At 48.1% G+C, this 18,173-nt stretch carries 21 protein-coding genes and 2 tRNA genes; 5 read left to right on the forward strand and 18 right to left on the reverse strand.

Annotation, left to right across the window (positions count from 1 at the left end; all coding sequences use genetic code 11):
* Positions 1 to 12: 12 nt before the first annotated feature.
* From SAR116_RS02320 to SAR116_RS02330, 3 genes are all read right to left on the reverse strand, one after another.
* Positions 13 to 1,152 carry an amino acid ABC transporter permease gene (locus SAR116_RS02320; RefSeq protein WP_013045322.1) on the reverse strand — a complete coding sequence of 380 codons (1,140 nt, stop codon included), beginning with the start codon at positions 1,150 to 1,152 and terminating at the stop codon, positions 13 to 15.
* Between the two features lie 2 nt (positions 1,153 to 1,154).
* On the reverse strand, positions 1,155 to 2,342 hold the full coding sequence (locus SAR116_RS02325) for an amino acid ABC transporter permease (protein WP_013045323.1): 1,188 nt from the start codon (positions 2,340 to 2,342) through the stop codon (positions 1,155 to 1,157).
* 86 nt (positions 2,343 to 2,428) lie between these two features.
* Positions 2,429 to 3,445 (reverse strand): amino acid ABC transporter substrate-binding protein, encoded by a 1,017-nt coding sequence (locus SAR116_RS02330; RefSeq protein ID WP_013045324.1) that lies wholly within the window; start codon positions 3,443 to 3,445, stop codon positions 2,429 to 2,431.
* Positions 3,446 to 3,820: 375 nt separating this feature from the next.
* On the opposite strand from SAR116_RS02330, the gene SAR116_RS02335 reads away from it, so the two are divergent.
* Positions 3,821 to 5,452, forward strand: coding sequence for a BCCT family transporter (locus SAR116_RS02335; protein WP_013045325.1), 1,632 nt, complete (start codon positions 3,821 to 3,823; stop codon positions 5,450 to 5,452).
* Between the two features lie 163 nt (positions 5,453 to 5,615).
* The gene (locus tag SAR116_RS02340; protein ID WP_041861065.1) at positions 5,616 to 7,016 is read left to right on the forward strand and encodes a Glu/Leu/Phe/Val family dehydrogenase; all 1,401 of its coding nucleotides are present in this window, start codon (positions 5,616 to 5,618) and stop codon (positions 7,014 to 7,016) included.
* Positions 7,017 to 7,025: 9 nt separating this feature from the next.
* Here SAR116_RS02340 and SAR116_RS02345 read toward each other — a convergent pair whose 3' ends face one another.
* A complete protein-coding gene (locus SAR116_RS02345) occupies positions 7,026 to 7,940 on the reverse strand; it encodes a histone deacetylase family protein (protein WP_013045327.1) in 915 nt (304 codons plus the stop codon).
* A 63-nt stretch (positions 7,941 to 8,003) separates the two neighbouring features.
* Positions 8,004 to 8,080, reverse strand: a tRNA-Arg gene (locus SAR116_RS02350).
* A 56-nt stretch (positions 8,081 to 8,136) separates the two neighbouring features.
* Here SAR116_RS02350 and SAR116_RS02355 point away from each other — a divergent pair.
* A complete protein-coding gene (locus SAR116_RS02355) occupies positions 8,137 to 8,685 on the forward strand; it encodes a GNAT family N-acetyltransferase (RefSeq protein ID WP_013045328.1) in 549 nt (182 codons plus the stop codon).
* An 11-nt stretch (positions 8,686 to 8,696) separates the two neighbouring features.
* On the opposite strand, the gene SAR116_RS02360 is transcribed toward SAR116_RS02355, so the two are convergent.
* From SAR116_RS02360 to SAR116_RS02420, 13 genes are all read right to left on the reverse strand, one after another.
* The gene (locus SAR116_RS02360) at positions 8,697 to 9,014 is read right to left on the reverse strand and encodes an ETC complex I subunit (protein WP_013045329.1); all 318 of its coding nucleotides are present in this window, start codon (positions 9,012 to 9,014) and stop codon (positions 8,697 to 8,699) included.
* Between the two features lie 88 nt (positions 9,015 to 9,102).
* Positions 9,103 to 9,179 (reverse strand) — tRNA-Pro (locus SAR116_RS02365).
* 82 nt (positions 9,180 to 9,261) lie between these two features.
* Entirely contained in the window at positions 9,262 to 9,720 is a 459-nt protein-coding gene (locus tag SAR116_RS02370; protein ID WP_013045330.1) for a DUF192 domain-containing protein, read from the reverse strand.
* Positions 9,704 to 11,395: a Na(+)/H(+) antiporter subunit D gene (locus tag SAR116_RS02375; protein WP_013045331.1), complete on the reverse strand. Its 1,692-nt coding sequence runs from the start codon at positions 11,393 to 11,395 to the stop codon at positions 9,704 to 9,706. Before SAR116_RS02375 ends, SAR116_RS02370 begins: the two co-directional genes overlap by 17 nt.
* A complete protein-coding gene (locus SAR116_RS02380) occupies positions 11,385 to 11,669 on the reverse strand; it encodes a hypothetical protein (protein WP_013045332.1) in 285 nt (94 codons plus the stop codon). Before SAR116_RS02380 ends, SAR116_RS02375 begins: the two co-directional genes overlap by 11 nt.
* On the reverse strand, positions 11,666 to 13,123 hold the full coding sequence (locus tag SAR116_RS02385; protein ID WP_013045333.1) for a proton-conducting transporter transmembrane domain-containing protein: 1,458 nt from the start codon (positions 13,121 to 13,123) through the stop codon (positions 11,666 to 11,668). The genes SAR116_RS02380 and SAR116_RS02385 overlap by 4 nt, the downstream gene beginning before the upstream one ends.
* Entirely contained in the window at positions 13,120 to 14,619 is a 1,500-nt protein-coding gene (locus SAR116_RS02390; protein WP_013045334.1) for a monovalent cation/H+ antiporter subunit D family protein, read from the reverse strand. Before SAR116_RS02390 ends, SAR116_RS02385 begins: the two co-directional genes overlap by 4 nt.
* On the reverse strand, positions 14,609 to 15,034 hold the full coding sequence (locus tag SAR116_RS02395; protein ID WP_013045335.1) for a cation:proton antiporter subunit C: 426 nt from the start codon (positions 15,032 to 15,034) through the stop codon (positions 14,609 to 14,611). The genes SAR116_RS02390 and SAR116_RS02395 overlap by 11 nt, the downstream gene beginning before the upstream one ends.
* Complete coding sequence (locus SAR116_RS02400) at positions 15,031 to 15,456, reverse strand: Na(+)/H(+) antiporter subunit B (protein ID WP_013045336.1); 426 nt, start codon at positions 15,454 to 15,456, stop codon at positions 15,031 to 15,033. The genes SAR116_RS02395 and SAR116_RS02400 overlap by 4 nt, the downstream gene beginning before the upstream one ends.
* A gap of 2 nt (positions 15,457 to 15,458) precedes the next feature.
* Positions 15,459 to 16,022 (reverse strand): DUF4040 domain-containing protein, encoded by a 564-nt coding sequence (locus SAR116_RS02405; RefSeq protein WP_041860720.1) that lies wholly within the window; start codon positions 16,020 to 16,022, stop codon positions 15,459 to 15,461.
* Positions 16,019 to 16,420 (reverse strand): monovalent cation/H(+) antiporter subunit G, encoded by a 402-nt coding sequence (gene mnhG / locus SAR116_RS02410; protein WP_013045338.1) that lies wholly within the window; start codon positions 16,418 to 16,420, stop codon positions 16,019 to 16,021. The genes SAR116_RS02405 and mnhG overlap by 4 nt, the downstream gene beginning before the upstream one ends.
* A 5-nt stretch (positions 16,421 to 16,425) precedes the next feature.
* A complete protein-coding gene (locus tag SAR116_RS02415) occupies positions 16,426 to 16,707 on the reverse strand; it encodes an MrpF/PhaF family protein (protein ID WP_013045339.1) in 282 nt (93 codons plus the stop codon).
* The gene (locus SAR116_RS02420) at positions 16,704 to 17,204 is read right to left on the reverse strand and encodes a Na+/H+ antiporter subunit E (RefSeq protein WP_013045340.1); all 501 of its coding nucleotides are present in this window, start codon (positions 17,202 to 17,204) and stop codon (positions 16,704 to 16,706) included. Before SAR116_RS02420 ends, SAR116_RS02415 begins: the two co-directional genes overlap by 4 nt.
* A 190-nt stretch (positions 17,205 to 17,394) precedes the next feature.
* Between SAR116_RS02420 and SAR116_RS13675 the strand changes: the two genes are divergently transcribed.
* Both SAR116_RS13675 and SAR116_RS02425 read left to right on the forward strand, forming a co-directional pair.
* A complete protein-coding gene (locus SAR116_RS13675; RefSeq protein WP_013045341.1) occupies positions 17,395 to 17,541 on the forward strand; it encodes a hypothetical protein in 147 nt (48 codons plus the stop codon).
* 52 nt (positions 17,542 to 17,593) lie between these two features.
* The gene (locus SAR116_RS02425) at positions 17,594 to 18,052 is read left to right on the forward strand and encodes an iron-sulfur cluster assembly scaffold protein (protein WP_013045342.1); all 459 of its coding nucleotides are present in this window, start codon (positions 17,594 to 17,596) and stop codon (positions 18,050 to 18,052) included.
* Positions 18,053 to 18,173: the final 121 nt, after the last annotated feature.

Consider the following 18,173-nt stretch of genomic DNA (forward strand, 5'->3'; position numbering starts at 1 on the left):
GTTTCCAGCCAATTATTTCTTCTGAAATTTGTTTTCAGTGTCCAGTTTACGCTCCAGATAGGCTGAGTAATAACTCATCCCGTAGCAGCATATGAAAAAGAATATTGCAACAAAGATATATACCTCGCGTGCCAGACCATTCCAGTTCGGGTCCGCCAGCGATGAACGCCCCATACCAAGCACATCAAACATACCAATGATCAAAACCAGCGTCGTATCTTTGAATAGGCCGATAAAGGTATTCACGATACCTGGAATTGAAATTTTAAGAACCTGCGGCATGACAATCAGATATGTTGTCTTCCAATATGTAAGTCCGGACGCTTGCGCCGCTTCAATCTGACCTTTTGGAATACCTGCCAGACCACCACGGATCACCTCGGCCATATAGGCTGAGGCAAAAAAGGTGACCATAATCAGAACCCGAACCAGAAGATCAAACGTGGTACCTGGTGGCAGGAAGTAATTCAGCATGGTTGACGCAATGAACAGCAAAGCGATCAGCGGAACACCGCGAATGAACTCGATAAAGATAACCGAAAGCATCTTTAGCACAGGCAGTTTGGATGTCCGGCCTAGTGCCAGCATGATACCAATGGGCAATGAAAAGGCGATTCCCGTAACTCCAATAAGAAGTGTCAGGGCAATACCACCGATTTTCTTGGTTTCAACGGGATCCAGCCCCAGACCGCCAAAAACCAACCATGTTGCAATAAAGGGGAATAAGGCCGAATACAGCAAAGCCAACGGGCGGCGCGGCGTGTTATCCCATAATATAGGTACCAGCGCGATCAGGAACAGGACAAAGGACAGATTGACCCGCCAGATATATTCTTCGGGGTAAAAACCATAAGTAAGCAGTTGCAGTCGTGTACTTACAAAAGCCCAACATGCAGCACTATTGGGTTCTTCCATCTGCTCCCAGCAATCAACCCTGCCTGACGCCGACCAAACCGCATCAATGATGCCCCACTGAACCAGCCCCGGCACAAACAGATACAGAATATAAATACACACAAGGGTAAGCACAGTGTCGGCAGGCGTCGCAAACAGGTTCTTGCGTAGCCATAACACAATGCCTGTCTCACCGCGTGGCGGCAACATAACCTCGGAAGCATTTGACTGTTTTGTTGAGTCTGTAGAAGCTGTCATGATTATCTAGCCTTCAATGCAACGCGGTGGTTAAGGTAATTCATGGCTCCTGAAATGATAAGCGACAGGCATAGATAAGTCAGAAGCACCAATGACATGGTCTCCACCTCTTTACCTGTCTGCATCAATGAAATACCACCCAACGTCGCTACAATATCGAAATACCCAATGGCAATGGCCAGTGACGAGTTTTTGGTCAGGTTCAGATAATTACTGGCAATCGGCGGAATGATCAGTGGCAAGGCCTGTGGAATGATCACCAGGCGCAAGGTACGAGTAGGCGAAATACCAAGCGCATGCGCCGCTTCTTTTTGGCCTTTATGTATAGCCAGAATACCACCACGCACAATCTCGGCAATAAAGCTGGCCGTGTAATATGATAATGCGAACCAAAGTGCCACATATTCAGGGCGCAGAATTAATCCGCCTTTGAAATTAAAGCCTTTGAGTTTTGGCACTTCAACACCAATAGCACCTCCAATCATCATGTTGGTCAGAACGGGTAAGGCAATAATCAAAGCCAAGCATGTCCAGAAAAGAGGAAAAATCTTACCGGTCTTCATTTGTCTGTTTTTTGCCCATTTTGCCAGAACAAAACAACCGGCAACGGCAATCAGAAAGGCACCAACGACGAACTCGTAACCTTGCTCTAATGTAGGCGCAGGGGCAAAAATACCCCGGTTCGTCATATAGAAAACACCGCTAATGGCTTCGGCTTTTTTAGGTACGGGCAACAGATTAATGATGACGCCATAGATAAAGAAGATATGAAGCAAAACCGGAACATTGCGCGTGAAATCAATAAATATCTGCGATAATTTACTGACCAGAAAATTATTTGACAGGCGCATCACACCAAGTGTGAAGCCTAGAATTGTAGCCAGAATAATCCCGGTTACGGCGACAAGCAAAGTGTTGGACAAACCCACCAAAGCTGCACGGAAATGCGTATCTGTGGGGCCATAATCGACGAACGGTTGAAAGGTGATATCATATCCGGCGGGTACCCAGAGGAAATTCATGCTGAGATCTTTGCCAATGGCGGCAAGGTTAACAAGCACATTCTGCCCAATGGAAAAAACAAGATAACATATTACCGCAAGTGTAATAATCTGGATCGCAACAGATCGCACTTCTTGATTGTAAAACAACCGGCGTAAACTGAAATCCGTGGTGCTATTTTGATGCATGCGGTTTTCCAAAATATTTAAAATAAATGTCTATTAATAATAAAACACCGCGGGTTACCCCGCGGTGCGTATTCTGTAACCGGATCCTAGCGGAACGGAGGTGAGTACTGCAGACCACCATCTGTCCATAGTGCGTTTACACCACGGCCAATACCCAGTGGTGTGTTCACACCGATGTTGCGCTCAAAGATCTCGCCATAGTTACCAACCTGAGCAATGATGTTCTTTGCCCAATCGTTGCTAAGACCAAGCTCTGGACCCAAATTGGCTTCAAGACCAAGAAAACGCTTGATTTCAGGGTTGTTGGTAGTAGCACCAATTGTGTTTACGTTAGCCTGTGTAATGCCCAGCTCTTCAGCTGTGATTGTTGCATACAGAACCCAACGAACAATATCGGCCCACTCATCATCACCCTGACGTACTGCTGGTCCAAGTGGCTCCTTAGAGATAATTTCAGGAAGAACCATGTGATCGTCTGGGTTTTCCATTGCAGCGCGCTGTGAAGACAGAGCAGACGCATCAGTTGTCAGAACGTCACCACGACCAGAATTGTAGCACTCGCGTGCTTCAGCTGAATCAGCAACTGGAACAGCTTCATAGGTCATGTTGTTTGAACGGAAATAGTCAGCGAGGTTCAGTTCGGTTGTTGTACCTGTCTGGATACATACAGATGCACCATCAAGCTCAAGAGCAGAACTAATGCCCAGTGATTTTTTGGCCATAAAGCCCTGACCGTCATAGTAGTTCACACCCAGGAATGTAAGCTTAACGCCCACATCACGGCTGAAAGTGATTGTTGTGTTACGCCACAGAACGTCTGCTTCGCCAGCATTCAATACTGTAAAGCGGTTCTGAGTTGTTGCCGGTACAGGACCGATCTTTTGTGCGTCACCAAGAACAGCGGCAGCTGTGGCACGACAGAAATCTACGTCGAAACCAGTCCAGTTACCTTTGTCATCTGGAAAAGCAAAGCCAGCTAGGCCAGTACTAAATACACATTTTACTTCGCCACGAGACTTGACGTCTTCCAGCGTACTAGCCTGTGCTGTGCTAACAAGCGCAGCCGCAGCAAGACCAGCAAATGCAAAATAAACCTTTTTCATGAGTTTGTTCCCTGCTTAGTTTATTGTTGTTTAAAACCGTTAAAGTTATTGAAACTTCAACACTATATTATCCTACCCAATCGACAGTATTAAAGAAAGTATAAAGTCAATTTTTGTAATAATTTGGAATAGTAAACTTTCATTTTGTTCAAAACTGAAATTATAGATGGCCTTGCATCAATCATTTTTGGAATGCGTTTTCTGTAAATTTAAAGATACTTAATTTAGAAAAGCAGTATTCAACTCGACTCTTCGATGGCTTGAAATGCTCCCCCAAACAAACCTTGCACTTGCGTCAAAATTATGACTAGCTAGGGTCAAGTCAAAGGTAATTAAGACTGTTTTCTTCCGCAATTAACTCGTTAGGAGAAATAAATGTCTATTAACCCTCCCCTGACTAATCTTCCAATTGAAAAAGCTGGTAGCGGTTTTTATCAAGGTTTCAATCGCGCTGTAACGGTAGGATCCAAAGCCCTTATTGGGGCTTTGATTCTATGGGCCGCCGTCTTTTCCGATCAGGCTGGCGCGCTGTTAAGCCAGATCAACGGCTTTCTACTCGCGCATTTTGGCCACTGGTATATGTATGTAGTGGCTTTCTATGTTGTCGTCTGCTTCATTCTGGCATTATGGCCACGCACAGGCGCCATACATCTTGGCCAACCAGATGAAAAGCCCGAATTCTCGCGCTTTTCATGGTTTTCGATGATGTTTGGCGCGGGAATCGGTATCGGCATGCTGACCTATTCAACAGCCGAGCCGATCTATCACTTTTCCAATAACCCCGATATTATTCGCGGTACGGTCGCGGCTGTATCGGCTGAGAATGTGAGACCTGCTTTCCAATGGTCATTTTTGCATTGGGGTTTATCGGCTTGGGCTTGTTATGCTTTGGTTGGCTTGGCGCTGGCCTTTTTCAGCTATTCACGGGGTCTGCCCTTGACCATACGTTCCGGATTGACACCTTTACTAGGCAAAAGCCTATCTGGTCCGCTTGGCCATGCTGTGGACATCGTTTCGGTTATTGCAACAATATTGGGGGTGTCTGTCACAATCGGCTATGGCGTGTCGCAATTTTCGTCTGGCATGTTCAACATCACCGGCGCAAACTGGATGATGGATGCTGAAGGTTTGCCAACCAAAACAGCCATGATTTTATCGCTACTTATTGTCATGGGCGCATCAACTATGTCTGCAATGTCGGGCGTTGGCCGCGGCATTAAATGGCTATCCAACTTGAATATGGGGCTGTCTTTGTTCATTCTGACATTCTTCATATTGTTCGGGTCAACGCTGTTTGTGTTCAAATCCTTTTTTCTAGGCCTGTATGACTATCTGATTGCTTTTCCGCGCATGTCGCTGGAAGTCTGGAGTAATGATGGTAGCGAGGTAAGCCAAAAACTGGCTGACTGGCAAGGTGGATGGACTATCTTCTACTGGGCATGGTGGATTGCCTTTGCACCTTTTGTCGGGCTGTTTTTGGCGCGTATATCCCGCGGCAGAAGTATTCGTGAATATGTACTTGGCGCCATGATTGTCCCTGCGACCATGTGTTTTGTATGGTTTACCTTTGTTGGCGGTACGGCGATTGATCTGGAACTCAGAGGCATTGCTGGCGGTCAAATCATGGATGCAGGCATTTCATCGCAATTATTTGAAATGATAAACATCATGCTGTCACCAGCCTTGGCAACAGCCATGTCAGTGGTGATTGTCATTCTGTTGCTGACCTTTCTTGTGACATCGGCCGACTCGGCAGTCTTGATCATTAACACAATCGCTGCAGGCGGTGACGCCTCACAAAAAGGGAATGTTCATATCATCACATGGGGGGCGGCATTAACGCTGGTTATCGCCGTTTTGCTGCTGGCTGGTGGCCTTTCGGCGATCAATACAGCGATGATTATCGGGGCATTGCCATTTTCCTTTGTGATGGCTTTGATGGGCATTTCCTTACTCAAAGCCCTTATTCGAGATGGCATGCGTGACAATTCAAAAACAAAGTCATAGCCCACTGACGTCACATTTTAACGATCTGATCCCGATATGAATAATATTGGGATCAGTTTCACGTTTAGATTGATGAATTAGGTTCATAAATTTGATCATGTATCGGTGACAAGGGTCATAATTACCCTTAGCATGCAACATCATCTAAAAGGGGGAGGATATGATGAGCGAAAATGTGTTTTTAAAATCGATTGAAGAAAATTTTAAAAAGGCGGCATCCTTTCTGGATTTAGATGAGGGTCTGGCCAATAAGATCATGGTCAATAATTCCACCTATGTTGTGCGCTTTGGTGTCCGTTTGCGAGGTGAGCTTCATACCTTTACGGGATACCGTTCGGTGCATTCCGAGCATTTTGAACCGGTGAAAGGGGGCATTCGATTTAACGAACATGTGACGCTCGAAGAAGTCGAGGCGCTGGCCTCGCTAATGACTTATAAATGCGCCTTGATGGAAATTCCGTTTGGTGGATCAAAAGGCGGTTTAATTATAAATCCGTCCGACTGGAATGAAACCGAACTTGAACGCATCACCCGGCGCTTCACCCAGGAATTGGCCAAACGCGACCTTATTAATCCGTCCCAGAATGTCCCTGCCCCCGATGTTGGCACGGGCGAACGCGAAATGGCGTGGATGGCCGATGAATATAAACGCCTGAATCCCACCGATTTACATGCCTGGGCATGCGTCACCGGCAAACCGGCTGGTAAAGGCGGCATAGCAGGCCGGACAGAGGCAACAGGACGCGGCATTCAATATGGGCTACAAGAGTTTTTCCGTCACAAAATTGATGTCGAAAAGACCGGCCTTTCAGGCAATCTCAAAGGCAAACGCGTCATTGTTCAGGGGCTTGGCAATGTTGGCTATCATGCCGCTTTGTTCCTCAGCACAGAAGACGGTGCGCTGATTACCCATGTTTTGGAACGTGGCGGTGCCGTCGTCAATGAAAACGGTATCGATATTGTATCTTTGCACGCGCATATCATGGAACATGGCACTGTTAAGGGGTTTGACGGCTTTGTCAAAAGTGGCAGTGAAATGCTCGAATCCGATGCTGACATTCTGATCCCCGCGGCAATGGAACTTGTGATCACCAAAGATAATGCCTCTAACATCAAAACCCCGCTGATTATCGAAGCTGCGAATGGCCCCATTTCAGCCGAAGGTGATGCTATCCTGTGCGACCGTGGTATTGTGGTTATCCCTGATCTCTATGCAAATGCTGGCGGGGTAACGGTTAGCTATTTTGAATGGATCAAAAATCTAACCCGCATACGGTTTGGCCGCTTGCAACGACGGCAAAGTGAAAACCATTTTGATGCCATTATCAGCGGTGTTGAAATGATGACAGGCAAGACCTTTCCCACCGATTTACGTGATCGCGCCCTAACCGGTGCGACCGAGCTTGATCTGGTGCGTTCGGGATTGGAAGATACCATGCGACAGGCCTATATCGATATCAGCGCGGCATGGAATGCGAATCCAGACATACCAGACCTGCGCACAGCCGCCATGAAAATTGCTGTACAGCGGGTATCATCCAGCTACAGTTCACTTGGCATTTAACCCAATTCACTAGCGGCAGTAATGTGCATAGGCGTCGGCACTGGCTTTGAAAATATGCGCATGGCGGCTTATTAATGCGGCTACATCCTTGTCATATCCGCCACCTATCACCGTGGCCACAGGAATATCGCGTGCCAGAAAATGCGCCAGAACCATATCATCGCGCGCCCGTAACCCTTGATCGGTAACATTTAGATAGCCAAGCCGGTCATCAATATGAATGTCAACGCCAGCATCATAAATGACAATATCTGGACGCATCACACCTGCCAGTTTTGATAAAGTATCGGCAAGAATGGCAAGATAGCCTTCATTATCAAGCCCTCGATCAAGTTCGATATCAAAATCACTGATCGCCTTGCGTGCAGGATAATTCGTAGCACAATGCAATGACACGGTAACAGCTCTATCCTCATCCATGAGCATCCGTGCAGTGCCATCCCCCTGATGCACATCACAATCGAGTATCAATACCTGATCTATGCCCGGGTCACGCAGCAGATTGATCGCGGTGAAGGCAATATCATTAAACACGCAGAAACCCGCACCATGGCCGTAATGCGCGTGATGTGTTCCACCTGCTGCATGACAGGCAAGCCCGTGTTCACGCGCTAGCCGCGCTGTCATCAAAGTACCATTCGGGGCCAGAAAAGAACGTCTTGCCAAAGCCTCGCTCCACTCAAACCCCAGCACACGCAATGCCTCTGTTGTAATGCTACCATCATGGATAGAGGCCACATAATTGGGGTCATGTATTTGTGAAAGCGCCTCAATCGTGGCTGGTATGGGGGTAGCATGGGTGAATTCAGCCAATATGCCCTCAGCGTCAAGATGGCTGATCAGGCGGGTAAATTTACGAGATGGAAAGCGGTGCCCGTCGGCAAGCGGAATATCATAATCTGGATGCGATACGATATGAAGCATGAATAAACTAACCGCACACAAGTAATTACAGCGTCATATATGGGCGCATATGAACCCAAACAATGGCGATTCCGGGAGGACTCGAACCCCCAACCTGCTCATTAGAAGTGAGCTGCTCTATCCAGTTGAGCTACGGAACCGATGACGTTGTCATAGCCATCTTTACCGCCTCTTGTCCAGTATATATGATGAACTTATGACTGATAAATCTGCAATTTGCCGCCTTCCAAACCATAGCGGTATCATTCGCGCGTTAACTGATGATGATATAGTGGCGGCAACGGCTATTTATGCCCATCATGTCGAAACTGGCACTGGTAGCTTTGAAACCGTTGCCCCCTCTGTTAAGGATATGGCCGCGCGCTTTGCAGAATTACGCAATGCCCATTATCCGACGCTGGTCGCTGTCAATGCTGATGAACTTGTCATGGGTTTTGCCTATGCAGGGCCTTATAAACCTCGCGCGGCTTATAAACATACTGTTGAGGACAGTATCTATATACATCCGGATCATATGGGCATGGGAATAGGCCGGGCTTTGCTGATCTCAATAATTGATCAGGCAAGGCTACAAGGCTATAAACAAATGATGGCGGTAATTGGTGGGTCGGATAATCACGGCTCCATTAAACTGCATGCGTCACTTGGTTTCACGCTTATTGGCACCGCACAAAATATTGGCTTTAAATTCAATGATATGGTTGACGTTGTTTTCATGCAACGTGATTTGGAAACAGACGAATGACGAAGCCGGATTTAATGCGTCCAGGCGCCTTTGCGGTTAAAGGCAAAATTATCGGCATATGCCCGTGGCTTGACCTTGCGTGATGTTGGTTCACGCACGTCAAAATCGATCCCATGCGCCTCGGCATAGGCAATGGCTGCCTCTTTGCTGGGAAAGCGCATACGTACCTGACGGGCTGTATCGGACGAAGATTGCCAGCCCATCAATGAGTCCGGACGCGCACCTTCGGAACGGGGAAAGGAAAGAACCCACACATTGCCACGGCTCACATTACCATTGCGACCCGATTGCATAGCTGTTTTGCTTGGTTTGTGGATAATTGCACGCATAGATAACATCTCCAGATAAAAGCGATATTTCCGGGCGCAGCCCTGTTCCGATCAGCCCTCAAGGAAAAACATGCAAGACAGAAGGGATTGGTCGGAGTGGAGAGATTCGAACTCCCGGCCCTCTGGTCCCAAACCAGATGCGCTACCAGGCTGCGCTACACTCCGACGGGTTTTTAATATCGCTACTGTCAGGTTTTTTCAAGCCTAGATCACTGCAAAAACGATATTAATTAGAATTTGATGAATTTCAAGGCGTTGCCAGTGGTAGTTTCAGATGAATTTCACCTCCCAAATCCCATGTCTCGCTGGTTTTGCCTGCAACCTCAAGAACATAAATCGCTGGACTCAATGACACACGGTTAGTCAGGGTTAACGGCGGCACATTGACAAATTTATTAATAAAGCGCCCATCCTTGTCAAAAAACAGAATATCCAGAGGTATAATTGTGTCTTTCATCCAGAATCTGAGTATCTCTTCAGCTGGAAAAATGAATAACATGCCGCTATCAGCCGCCAGCTTGTCCCGAAACATCAAGCCTTCTTGACGTTCGTCCCTGGTCACAGCCAGTTCCACATGAATTATTTTGTGCGCCTTAGCCCCCGCCACAACAAGCTCAATCCGCTTTGTGTCAGCCCAGACAGGAAACGATATATAAAGACTTAATGATATTAAAAGCCCTATGACTATTCTAGCTGGCGATCGCATAGCCAAAAATCAGGATAATTGTCAGAAGAATAGCCTGTACCATAACCGCCCGACCCGGGATGGTGGGACCCGAAATGGGCTTATCCATAACCAAGTCAACAGCATCCCAGATCATTGTCTTTGCCTGTGCCAGAATGCCAATCAGCCAGTGCCATAGCGTCATGACGCCCCGTAATATGGGCATGCCCACCATAGGCGCGAGCCGACGGTAGAACCAATCTGAATTAAGCACAACGGACGGGATTTCTGGCGGATATAATTTCATCCGAATCAACAACACAAATGCCAGCATGGCAAAGATCAATAATTGTAACTGGCCAGTTACATGACTTGCATCATAGGGATGATAATCGATTGAATAGGGCAGAATACTGTAAAGGGCGGCAGGATAGACACCGATCGCGACACATAAAACCGCGGCAATTCCCATAGCAATTCGCATATTAAGAGGGGCTTCGGTGGTTTTTAGCCCTGAATCATGCGCAAAGAAAGCAAAATACGGTATTTTGATTCCCGAATGTTCAAGCACACCTGCCGAGGCGAACAACAACACAAAATAAGCCCAGACAATGCCCGTATCGCCAAGCGCGGACATGGTCAGCGATTTTGCGACAAATCCACTAAAAAGCGGAAATGCCGAAATCGACATGGCACCGATCACACAGCAAATCATGGTAAATGGCATCTGCCGGTAAAGACCACCAAGCGCCGAGGCTTTGATTGTACCCACCTGATGCAGAACCGCGCCCATGCTCATGAACAACAGGGCTTTGTAAATAATATGCACAAACGCATGAGCGACCGCGCCATTGATTGCCAATTCACTGCCAACACCAACCGCCACAACCATAAATCCAAGCTGGTTATTGAGGCTAAAGGCCAGCACCCGACGCAGGTCATTTTCAATCACCGCAAAGAATACCGGTAAAGCCGTCATCGAAGCGCCAATCCAGATAAGATATTCTGTGCCCGGAAACGCCCGCGCCAAGGCATAAATCGCCAGTTTGGTCGTAAAGGCGGATAATGCAACCGTGCCTGTTGGTGTGGCTTCGGGATAGGCATCCTGAAGCCAGCCATTAAGAAACGGAAAGGCAGCTTTGATCCCCAGCGCAAGGAAAATAAACCAGCTTGCCAGACTGCCCAGTTCCATTTTTTCAAACAGAATTGACTGACCATTAGCGGCCAGAACCGCCGCCCCGCATAAAAGCAGAACTCCGCTTGTTACCTGAAAGATCAAATAACGCATCGATGCCTTGCGGGCACGTTCGGTATTTGACGCCAGAATAAGGAAAACCGACGTAATGGCCGTTGCTTCCCACCAGATGAACAATGTAATCAGATCACCCGCATGCACAGCCGCAATTGCCGCACCGGCATAGGATAAAGACGCCGTATGCTCCTGCCATTTCTGATCATGCCAGCTATAGATAACGTTTAAGGCAGCCGCCAGATGGAAAATAATGGCAAACGGCATGGTCAGCGCATCAGCGCGATACAGAACCAGATCATAGCCCATGACATGCCATATGGCATGGATACCATCGCCAGTGGTTAATCCCCACGCTGACAGGCCAATCATCACCAACATCCATATCTGGCGTGATATATGCGGAATGAATGGCACTGCACAAGCGCCAAGCAACATGATAATGCCAGGAGGCAGACTAGCGAACATGGCTGTCCTCCCCGGTATCCTGCTTATCATCATAATAGCTTTCATCGCGCATGATCAGGCGGCGCAGAATCTTACCTACTTCGACGATAAAGATAAAAGCTATGAATCCATAAATGGCTGGAAACATGAAACTGTCTTCGATAAGCGTTTCACCATGGCGATGCACAACAAATTCCAGCGCTATAAGAATAACAGCGATGACCAGCAAAAAGCGAGTGAACCGACTGCCTAGCCGTGCCAGATCAAGCTGGGTTTTTGAAGGCGATTTACTCATGGCGACACCATCATGGACGCAAGATTTGCAAAAGGATCAACAAAGAAAAACAATAACAAGGATAAAGCCGCCGTCACAACTGGTGGGATAATCACCAGAGGGTGCAGGGTGATTTTAAGGTCTTTGACCTTGGGTCTGAAAAAGCCCCGCGAAACAGGTTCTAGCAGATAATAAATATTCAAAAGCGACGACAAGCCCAGCACGCCCAGAACAAACAACATGCCGCTGTCAACCGCGCCAACCATCAGATAGAATTTCGACCAGCTTCCCCCCAAAGGCGGGATACCGATAATCGATAATGCACCCAGAAAGAAAGCCCCAAACACCCATTTCAATTCAGGTCCCTGCCCGTCAAGATCCGAAACTTTCGTAACATGGGCGCATACATAAATAGCCCCCGCACAGAAGAATAGCGTGATTTTACCAGCGGCGTGCATGACGATATGCAAAGCTGCGCCCTGGATCGCAATGGCCGATGCTAATGCTGCCCCCAACACAATATAAGAAAGCTGGCTGATCGTCGAATAGGCCAGACGCGCCTTGATATCATCCTTGGTGATGGCCACAAAGCTTGACGCCAGAATGGTAAAGGACGCAATCCATACAAGCCATTGTGATGCGCCGCTTGCGGATAGAAAGCCTGTTCCAAAAATATAGACAACCACCGTCAACATGGTGAATACACCCGCCTTGACCACCGCCACCGCATGCAGCAAGGCTGAAACGGGTGTCGGTGCCACCATAGCGGCAGGAAGCCAGCGATGAAACGGCATCAATGCGGCTTTACCAATCCCAAAGGCAAATAGCGCCAGCAGAAACGGCGCCGCTTGTGGGCTGATATAGCCTTCCAGAATACCGCCTTGCTGAAAATCTAATGTTCCAGTCGCCAACCAGACCCAGATGACTGCAGGTAATAACAGCACCACCGAGGTACCAACCAGAATGCCCATATATAAACGGCCAGCATTCCGCGCGACCTTAGACTCCTTATGTGTCACCAGTGGATAAGTTGAAAAGGTCAGTATTTCATAAAAAATAAACAGCACCAGCAAATTGCCCGACCATGCAATGGCCAGGGCGGCATGCACGGCAACAGCATAAAAGGCGGCAAAACGTGTTTGCTGTTTTTCATGATTGCCACGCATATAGCCAACGGAAAATATCGCCGCCAAAATCCACAAGCCTGAGGCAACAAGACCAAAAATAGCGCCTAACGGGGTAACAGCAAATGTCAGCGAAATACCATCGGCGAAATTGGCAACAACCAGCGTTGGCACATTGCCAGCAAGTACATCCATGGCCACATGAATGGCAGCAAACAGTGTAACAACCGCGCCTATCGGGCCAGCCGCATCACGCCATGTGGCACGCACTGCCAGAAATGGCGTCAATAGCGCAACAACCAAAGGTGCCAAAAGACCAAGGATTATGGCTGAATCTGCTGACATCATCATAATCCGGCTCCGATCAACGCCTTGGCAGCAAATTCTGCGCTTGCCACCATCCAGCTGGCATCAATACCAAACCATAAATTCAGCCCAGCCAACATCCAAAGCGGCATATAAACTGCCGGATTTTCATTAAGCTTCGGCGCGTCATGGGCGGCTGGCTGCATCCACATCACTTCGATAATTTTCCATATATAGATCAAAGATAGCGCACTACTGGCCAGCACGATGCCAACTAGCAGGTAACTATCCATTTCAAGCATCGCCCTCACCAGATACAATTTTGAGATAAAGCCAGCGGTCAATGGCAACCCGATCAAAGACAAGCCACAAATAACAAATGCGGTGGCCGTAATCGGCATGCGATGCCCCATGCCTGTCAGGCTATTAAGATCAACACGGTTGCGCATGGCCGTGAAAAAACCGGCAACCGCCATAAACAGGCCACCCTTTATAAGCGCATGATTACCAATATGGATGAAACCGGCGGCAACGCCTGATTTTGACGCAAGTCCGAAACCAAGGGTGATATAGCCAATCTGGGCAATCGATGATTGGGCTAGCAATTTTTTTATGTCGGACTCATATATCGCCATGATCGTACCGACAAAAATACCCATCACCGACAACGGAACAATCACCATCGTCAAGGCTGATCCAATCATCTCGGGGAAACCACCAAAGACAGTGAATATCAGCCGTGCCAGCACATAAATCGATGCTTTGGTCGCAATCGCCGCCAACAAGATAGACACTGCCGACGGGGCATAACTATAGGCGGCAGGCAACCAGACATGCACCGGAAATACAGCCGCTTTGACCAGAATGCCGGCAATCATAAAGCCAAACCCGACAAAGATAACAATACTCTGCTCTATTTCGGGCAATCGCAGTGCCAAATCGGCCATGTTCAATGTGCCCGTAACAGCATAGACAAAGCCAATACCGATCACATAGAAAGTGGCACCAACCGCACCGATAATCAGATAATTAAACGCCGCAATCAGGCTGCGTCGGTCTGTGCCTGCACCCATGGCAATCAAAATTACCGAAGACAAAGCCGAGATTTCCAGAAACACAAACAGGTTAAAGGCGTCCGCTGTCATGACCAGGCCAGATAGCCCCCCACAAACAAGCAACCAGGCGGCATAGGTTTTTCCACAATCAGCTAACGCGATTTCAGCCGCAATCAGATGTCGTGCGGCCAAAGTCGTGATAAAAGCCAGCCCCATCATAATCACCAGCGTCATGCTGGTCGCCGAATCAACGACAAATTCGATGCCCCATGGCGGTTCCCAATTGCCTAGATAATAGGATATTTCAACACCAGTCATGGTGACGCTATGCAGCAACAGAGCGATGACAAAACTGGCACCAACTGCAGCTAGGCTGATAACCCACGCAAACGCAGGTATCGGCACCAACGTGACAACAGCCGCCAATATCAGCGGAATGGCCACCAGCAAGGCAGGCAAATTCTGAATCAGCGAGCTAGCTGTCATGATGTTTACCATCCTTGACCGCTGTCCGCCGTCTGTTTGGGCGCGCAAGCGCCGCTTCTGCCTTTGCCGCTAGAAGCTCATCTTCTTCGATTGATCCAAAAGCTTCATTGATACGTAGAACCAGCGCCAGCCCCAATGCCGTTGTCGAAACACCTACAACAATTGCCGTCAGGATCAGCACATGCGGAAGCGGGTTAGAATACACCACAGACGGATCATCAACCAAAATAGGTGCCGTACCGCCCGCCATTTTGCCCAGCGTGATATAGAATAAGAATACGGAGGTCTGGAAAATGGACAGGCCTACCAGCTTTTTGACCAGATTCTGTCTCGATATCACCATAAACAGACCAGCCATCATCAAGAAAATGACAACGTAATAGTTCCACAGATCTGCGATAGCCAGCATTGTCATGACTTATCCTCAACAAAACCTGCAAATGCATGAAACAGAGCCAGCATGACACTGGTAACTGTCAGCCCGACACCCAGCTCAACCAGCAGAATACCCATATGCTGGCCGCTAGCCACATCACCTGTTAAGGCGGTGTAATCAAGGAAATAACCGCCATTCATCACGCTCACTACACCAACAGAACCGTAGAGCAGAACCCCCGAACACATCAGCACGACATTGACCTTGGTTGAAACCAGCTTGCGCCCTGCATCAAGACCAAAGACAAGTCCATGCAAAATGAACGCCGCGGCAATAATCACGCCCGCCTGAAACCCACCACCTGGGCCGTAATCACCATGGAATTGGACATACAAACCAAACATGATGATAGGTGCAAACAAAATTTTGGCGGCCAGACGGAAAACAGGATTATTCTGCATATCTAGCCCTCATCCTTGGAACGTGATTTATGCTTGCGCGTGCGCGTATACCCACTCAACAGCAACAAAACGCCCAGACCTGCGGTAAACACAACAATCGTCTCTCCCAGCGTATCGAAGCCACGATAACTGGCCAGCACGGTGGTTACTACATTCGGAATATGCAGAACATCGCCACTTTCTGCCAGATAACGCGGGGCAACATGGGTATGGGCAGGTGCCGTCGGGTCACCAATTGCAGGTAAATGCGCCGTCGCCGCGACCAGAAGCAAGCCAGCAATACCACAAATCATAAAGGCGGCCAGATTGTTATGCGTTGCCGGTTTTTCTTCGGCAGGCAGATAAGCCATCGCAGCAAGAAACAAGACCGATGACACACCAGCTCCGACAGCCGCTTCGGTAAAGGCCACGTCAACGGCATCAAGATTGACAAAAAACGCCGCCGAAATCAGCGAATAGGCACCCGACATAACAATCACGGCAAAAAGCCGTCCTGTTCGCACCACCATGACGGCAATCACCAGCAAAATGCACATCAGGAATATGTTGATAATAAGACCTGTCATGTCGCCGTACTCTTTTTGGCAGCGCCCTTTTTGGCAGCGCCCTTTTTAGCCGCACTCTTTTTAGCCGCACCCTTAGATGACGGTGTCTTGGCTGAAAGTGTGCTGATTCCTTCGGGCTTCACGCCATGCTTATAAGCAGCCTGCACGACTGCATGTCCAGCAATAGGACTTGTGAAAAACAGAAAAATACCAATAAAGGCCAGCTTCACCGTTATCAATGTAAAACCGGCATGCAGCATCATCCCAAGTATCAGAAAGCCTAGACCCGCCGTATCCATCATACCCACAGCATGCATGCGGCTATAAACGTCAGGAAGGCGCAACAGGCCAAGACTACCTATCAGCAGGGCGACAATGCCGATAAACAGACAAAGTGACGACAATATGGAAACAATCATTTCGATCACTTATTATCCCCACGCTTTGCATCACCAAGGCTACCTGTACTGAAAAGTTTCAGAACCGCAAAGGTGCCGATGAAGTTAATCACCGCATAAAGAATGGATATATCGATAAATTCCGGCCGTCCCATCACAAAGCCATGCAAGGCGATCGCCAGAATGATAACAGTACCAATGGCATTAACAGCCAGAATACGATCAAAAGCTGTTGGCCCCAAACCCGTTCGGATCAAAGCCAGTACGATAGAGACCGCACATGCGGCCAAGGCTGCTACCATCATCATGACTTGGCCAGCTCCGCATCTGTTATGTCTTCTAGAGCCGAAACACGGCGATCCATATCGCCACTACGCACATCATCACCAAAATCCGAATGCAGTGCATGCACAATAAATGTCGATGATTTACTTTCATTGATATCAATGGTTACGGTGCCAGGCGTCAAGGTAATCGAATTGGCATAGGTGGCCACACCTGCCGCAGTGCGTTGGGTGGCGGGAACCTCAAATATTTCTGGCTTGGCACCCCCAAACAGAATGATTTTTGAGGTGGCAATATTCGACATGATGATTTCACGCAAAAGCCACAACAGGAAAGCTGGCAGTCTGGCAAATAAATGCGTCGGCAAGCCTTCAAGATCACTAGCACCAATGCGCCAGGACAGCCACGCACAGAGCGCACAACTCAAGACGCCGAATGATGTGATTAGGGGCGTATAATGCCCAGACATCAATAGCCATCCACAAAACAGGATCACGAATAGAAGAACAACACGCATCATAGACTAGGCATACCTCAAAACAGGAATCTTCATAATAGAGATATTTGTGAGAGTATCAATGCTTGCTCGGTTGTTTTGGTTTGAAAAAATGTTATTTTTTTCATCCCTATCGACCTTGCAAATTTAATGGCTTCACGATAATTTAAGATCACAAAGTAACTAGGCATCATGCGTCTTAAAGGAATTGAAAATGGCCACCAAATCTGCATCAAATGCGAAACCACGTCCGGATCATGTGCCGGAGGAAAATGTATATGAGAAAATGCATTGGATGGTGATTGTTACCTACCTTTGCGCTGCCGTTGCTGTGGCTGCCATGGTTATTAACGCTGGCTAATTGAAAAGTCGTAGAAGCAACGATTCACTGTAACTTTATTATGGGAGCGTTAGTGGACGCTTTATACCAAAAGCAGATACTGTCACTAGCGCATAGCGCCCGCGCCAGCACCCTTGATTTTACGCCCGCTTATACAGCCAGCTGTAACAATCCTGTTTGTGGTGACCGGGTAACCGTATCGATTGCCATCAAGGCAGAACACATTTCCGATATAAATGTTGCTGTCAAAGGGTGTGCTCTTTGTGAGGCAGGGGCTGGTCTTTTGCTTGAATCTGCTCGGCATGAACATCTAGACAGAATCAACGCACTTGGCACAAGCCTTCGCGCGTTTCTAGATACCGGTAATGAAGATGAAAAACAGCCAGGCGACGAAACAAGCACTCAAATTCAGGTGTTCGCACCAGTCAAACCCATAAGCAACAGACACAAATGTGTCACGCTTGCCTTTGACGCCTTTGACGAGGCCATCGGCCTATTCAGGGCGGACAGAGACCTTGTCAAAAGCCCATAAGGCCACGCACAAAGCAAGCGGGAATCCGATAACAAGGATCAAGCCGATATTCGCGTTCATAATTATCTCCACGACAAAGTTATGCCTGTTTCTACGATGACCCGTCATCTCTTGGCAAGGG

The organism is Candidatus Puniceispirillum marinum IMCC1322, assembly GCF_000024465.1.
In the GTDB taxonomy this organism is placed as follows: domain Bacteria; phylum Pseudomonadota; class Alphaproteobacteria; order Puniceispirillales; family Puniceispirillaceae; genus Puniceispirillum; species Puniceispirillum marinum.

What these genes read in the sequence shown, in the direction of transcription:
- SAR116_RS02375 (WP_013045331.1), bottom strand. Translation starts at nt 11,395, where the DNA reads ATGTTCGCTAGTCTGCCTCCTGGCATTATCATGTTGCTTGGCGCTTGT.
- SAR116_RS02325 (WP_013045323.1), bottom strand. Translation starts at nt 2,342, where the DNA reads ATGCATCAAAATAGCACCACGGATTTCAGTTTACGCCGGTTGTTTTAC.
- mnhG (WP_013045338.1), bottom strand. Translation starts at nt 16,420, where the DNA reads ATGATTGTTTCCATATTGTCGTCACTTTGTCTGTTTATCGGCATTGTC.
- SAR116_RS02385 (WP_013045333.1), bottom strand. Translation starts at nt 13,123, where the DNA reads ATGATGATGTCAGCAGATTCAGCCATAATCCTTGGTCTTTTGGCACCT.
- SAR116_RS02340 (WP_041861065.1), top strand. Translation starts at nt 5,616, where the DNA reads ATGAGCGAAAATGTGTTTTTAAAATCGATTGAAGAAAATTTTAAAAAG.
- SAR116_RS02320 (WP_013045322.1), bottom strand. Translation starts at nt 1,152, where the DNA reads ATGACAGCTTCTACAGACTCAACAAAACAGTCAAATGCTTCCGAGGTT.
- SAR116_RS02400 (WP_013045336.1), bottom strand. Translation starts at nt 15,456, where the DNA reads ATGCAGAATAATCCTGTTTTCCGTCTGGCCGCCAAAATTTTGTTTGCA.
- SAR116_RS02380 (WP_013045332.1), bottom strand. Translation starts at nt 11,669, where the DNA reads ATGAGTAAATCGCCTTCAAAAACCCAGCTTGATCTGGCACGGCTAGGC.
- SAR116_RS02390 (WP_013045334.1), bottom strand. Translation starts at nt 14,619, where the DNA reads ATGACAGCTAGCTCGCTGATTCAGAATTTGCCTGCCTTGCTGGTGGCC.
- SAR116_RS02330 (WP_013045324.1), bottom strand. Translation starts at nt 3,445, where the DNA reads ATGAAAAAGGTTTATTTTGCATTTGCTGGTCTTGCTGCGGCTGCGCTT.
- SAR116_RS02420 (WP_013045340.1), bottom strand. Translation starts at nt 17,204, where the DNA reads ATGATGCGTGTTGTTCTTCTATTCGTGATCCTGTTTTGTGGATGGCTA.
- SAR116_RS02355 (WP_013045328.1), top strand. Translation starts at nt 8,137, where the DNA reads ATGACTGATAAATCTGCAATTTGCCGCCTTCCAAACCATAGCGGTATC.
- SAR116_RS02415 (WP_013045339.1), bottom strand. Translation starts at nt 16,707, where the DNA reads ATGATGATGGTAGCAGCCTTGGCCGCATGTGCGGTCTCTATCGTACTG.
- SAR116_RS02370 (WP_013045330.1), bottom strand. Translation starts at nt 9,720, where the DNA reads ATGCGATCGCCAGCTAGAATAGTCATAGGGCTTTTAATATCATTAAGT.
- SAR116_RS02405 (WP_041860720.1), bottom strand. Translation starts at nt 16,022, where the DNA reads ATGACAGGTCTTATTATCAACATATTCCTGATGTGCATTTTGCTGGTG.
- SAR116_RS02335 (WP_013045325.1), top strand. Translation starts at nt 3,821, where the DNA reads ATGTCTATTAACCCTCCCCTGACTAATCTTCCAATTGAAAAAGCTGGT.
- SAR116_RS13675 (WP_013045341.1), top strand. Translation starts at nt 17,395, where the DNA reads ATGGCCACCAAATCTGCATCAAATGCGAAACCACGTCCGGATCATGTG.
- SAR116_RS02395 (WP_013045335.1), bottom strand. Translation starts at nt 15,034, where the DNA reads ATGACAATGCTGGCTATCGCAGATCTGTGGAACTATTACGTTGTCATT.
- SAR116_RS02345 (WP_013045327.1), bottom strand. Translation starts at nt 7,940, where the DNA reads ATGCTTCATATCGTATCGCATCCAGATTATGATATTCCGCTTGCCGAC.
- SAR116_RS02360 (WP_013045329.1), bottom strand. Translation starts at nt 9,014, where the DNA reads ATGCGTGCAATTATCCACAAACCAAGCAAAACAGCTATGCAATCGGGT.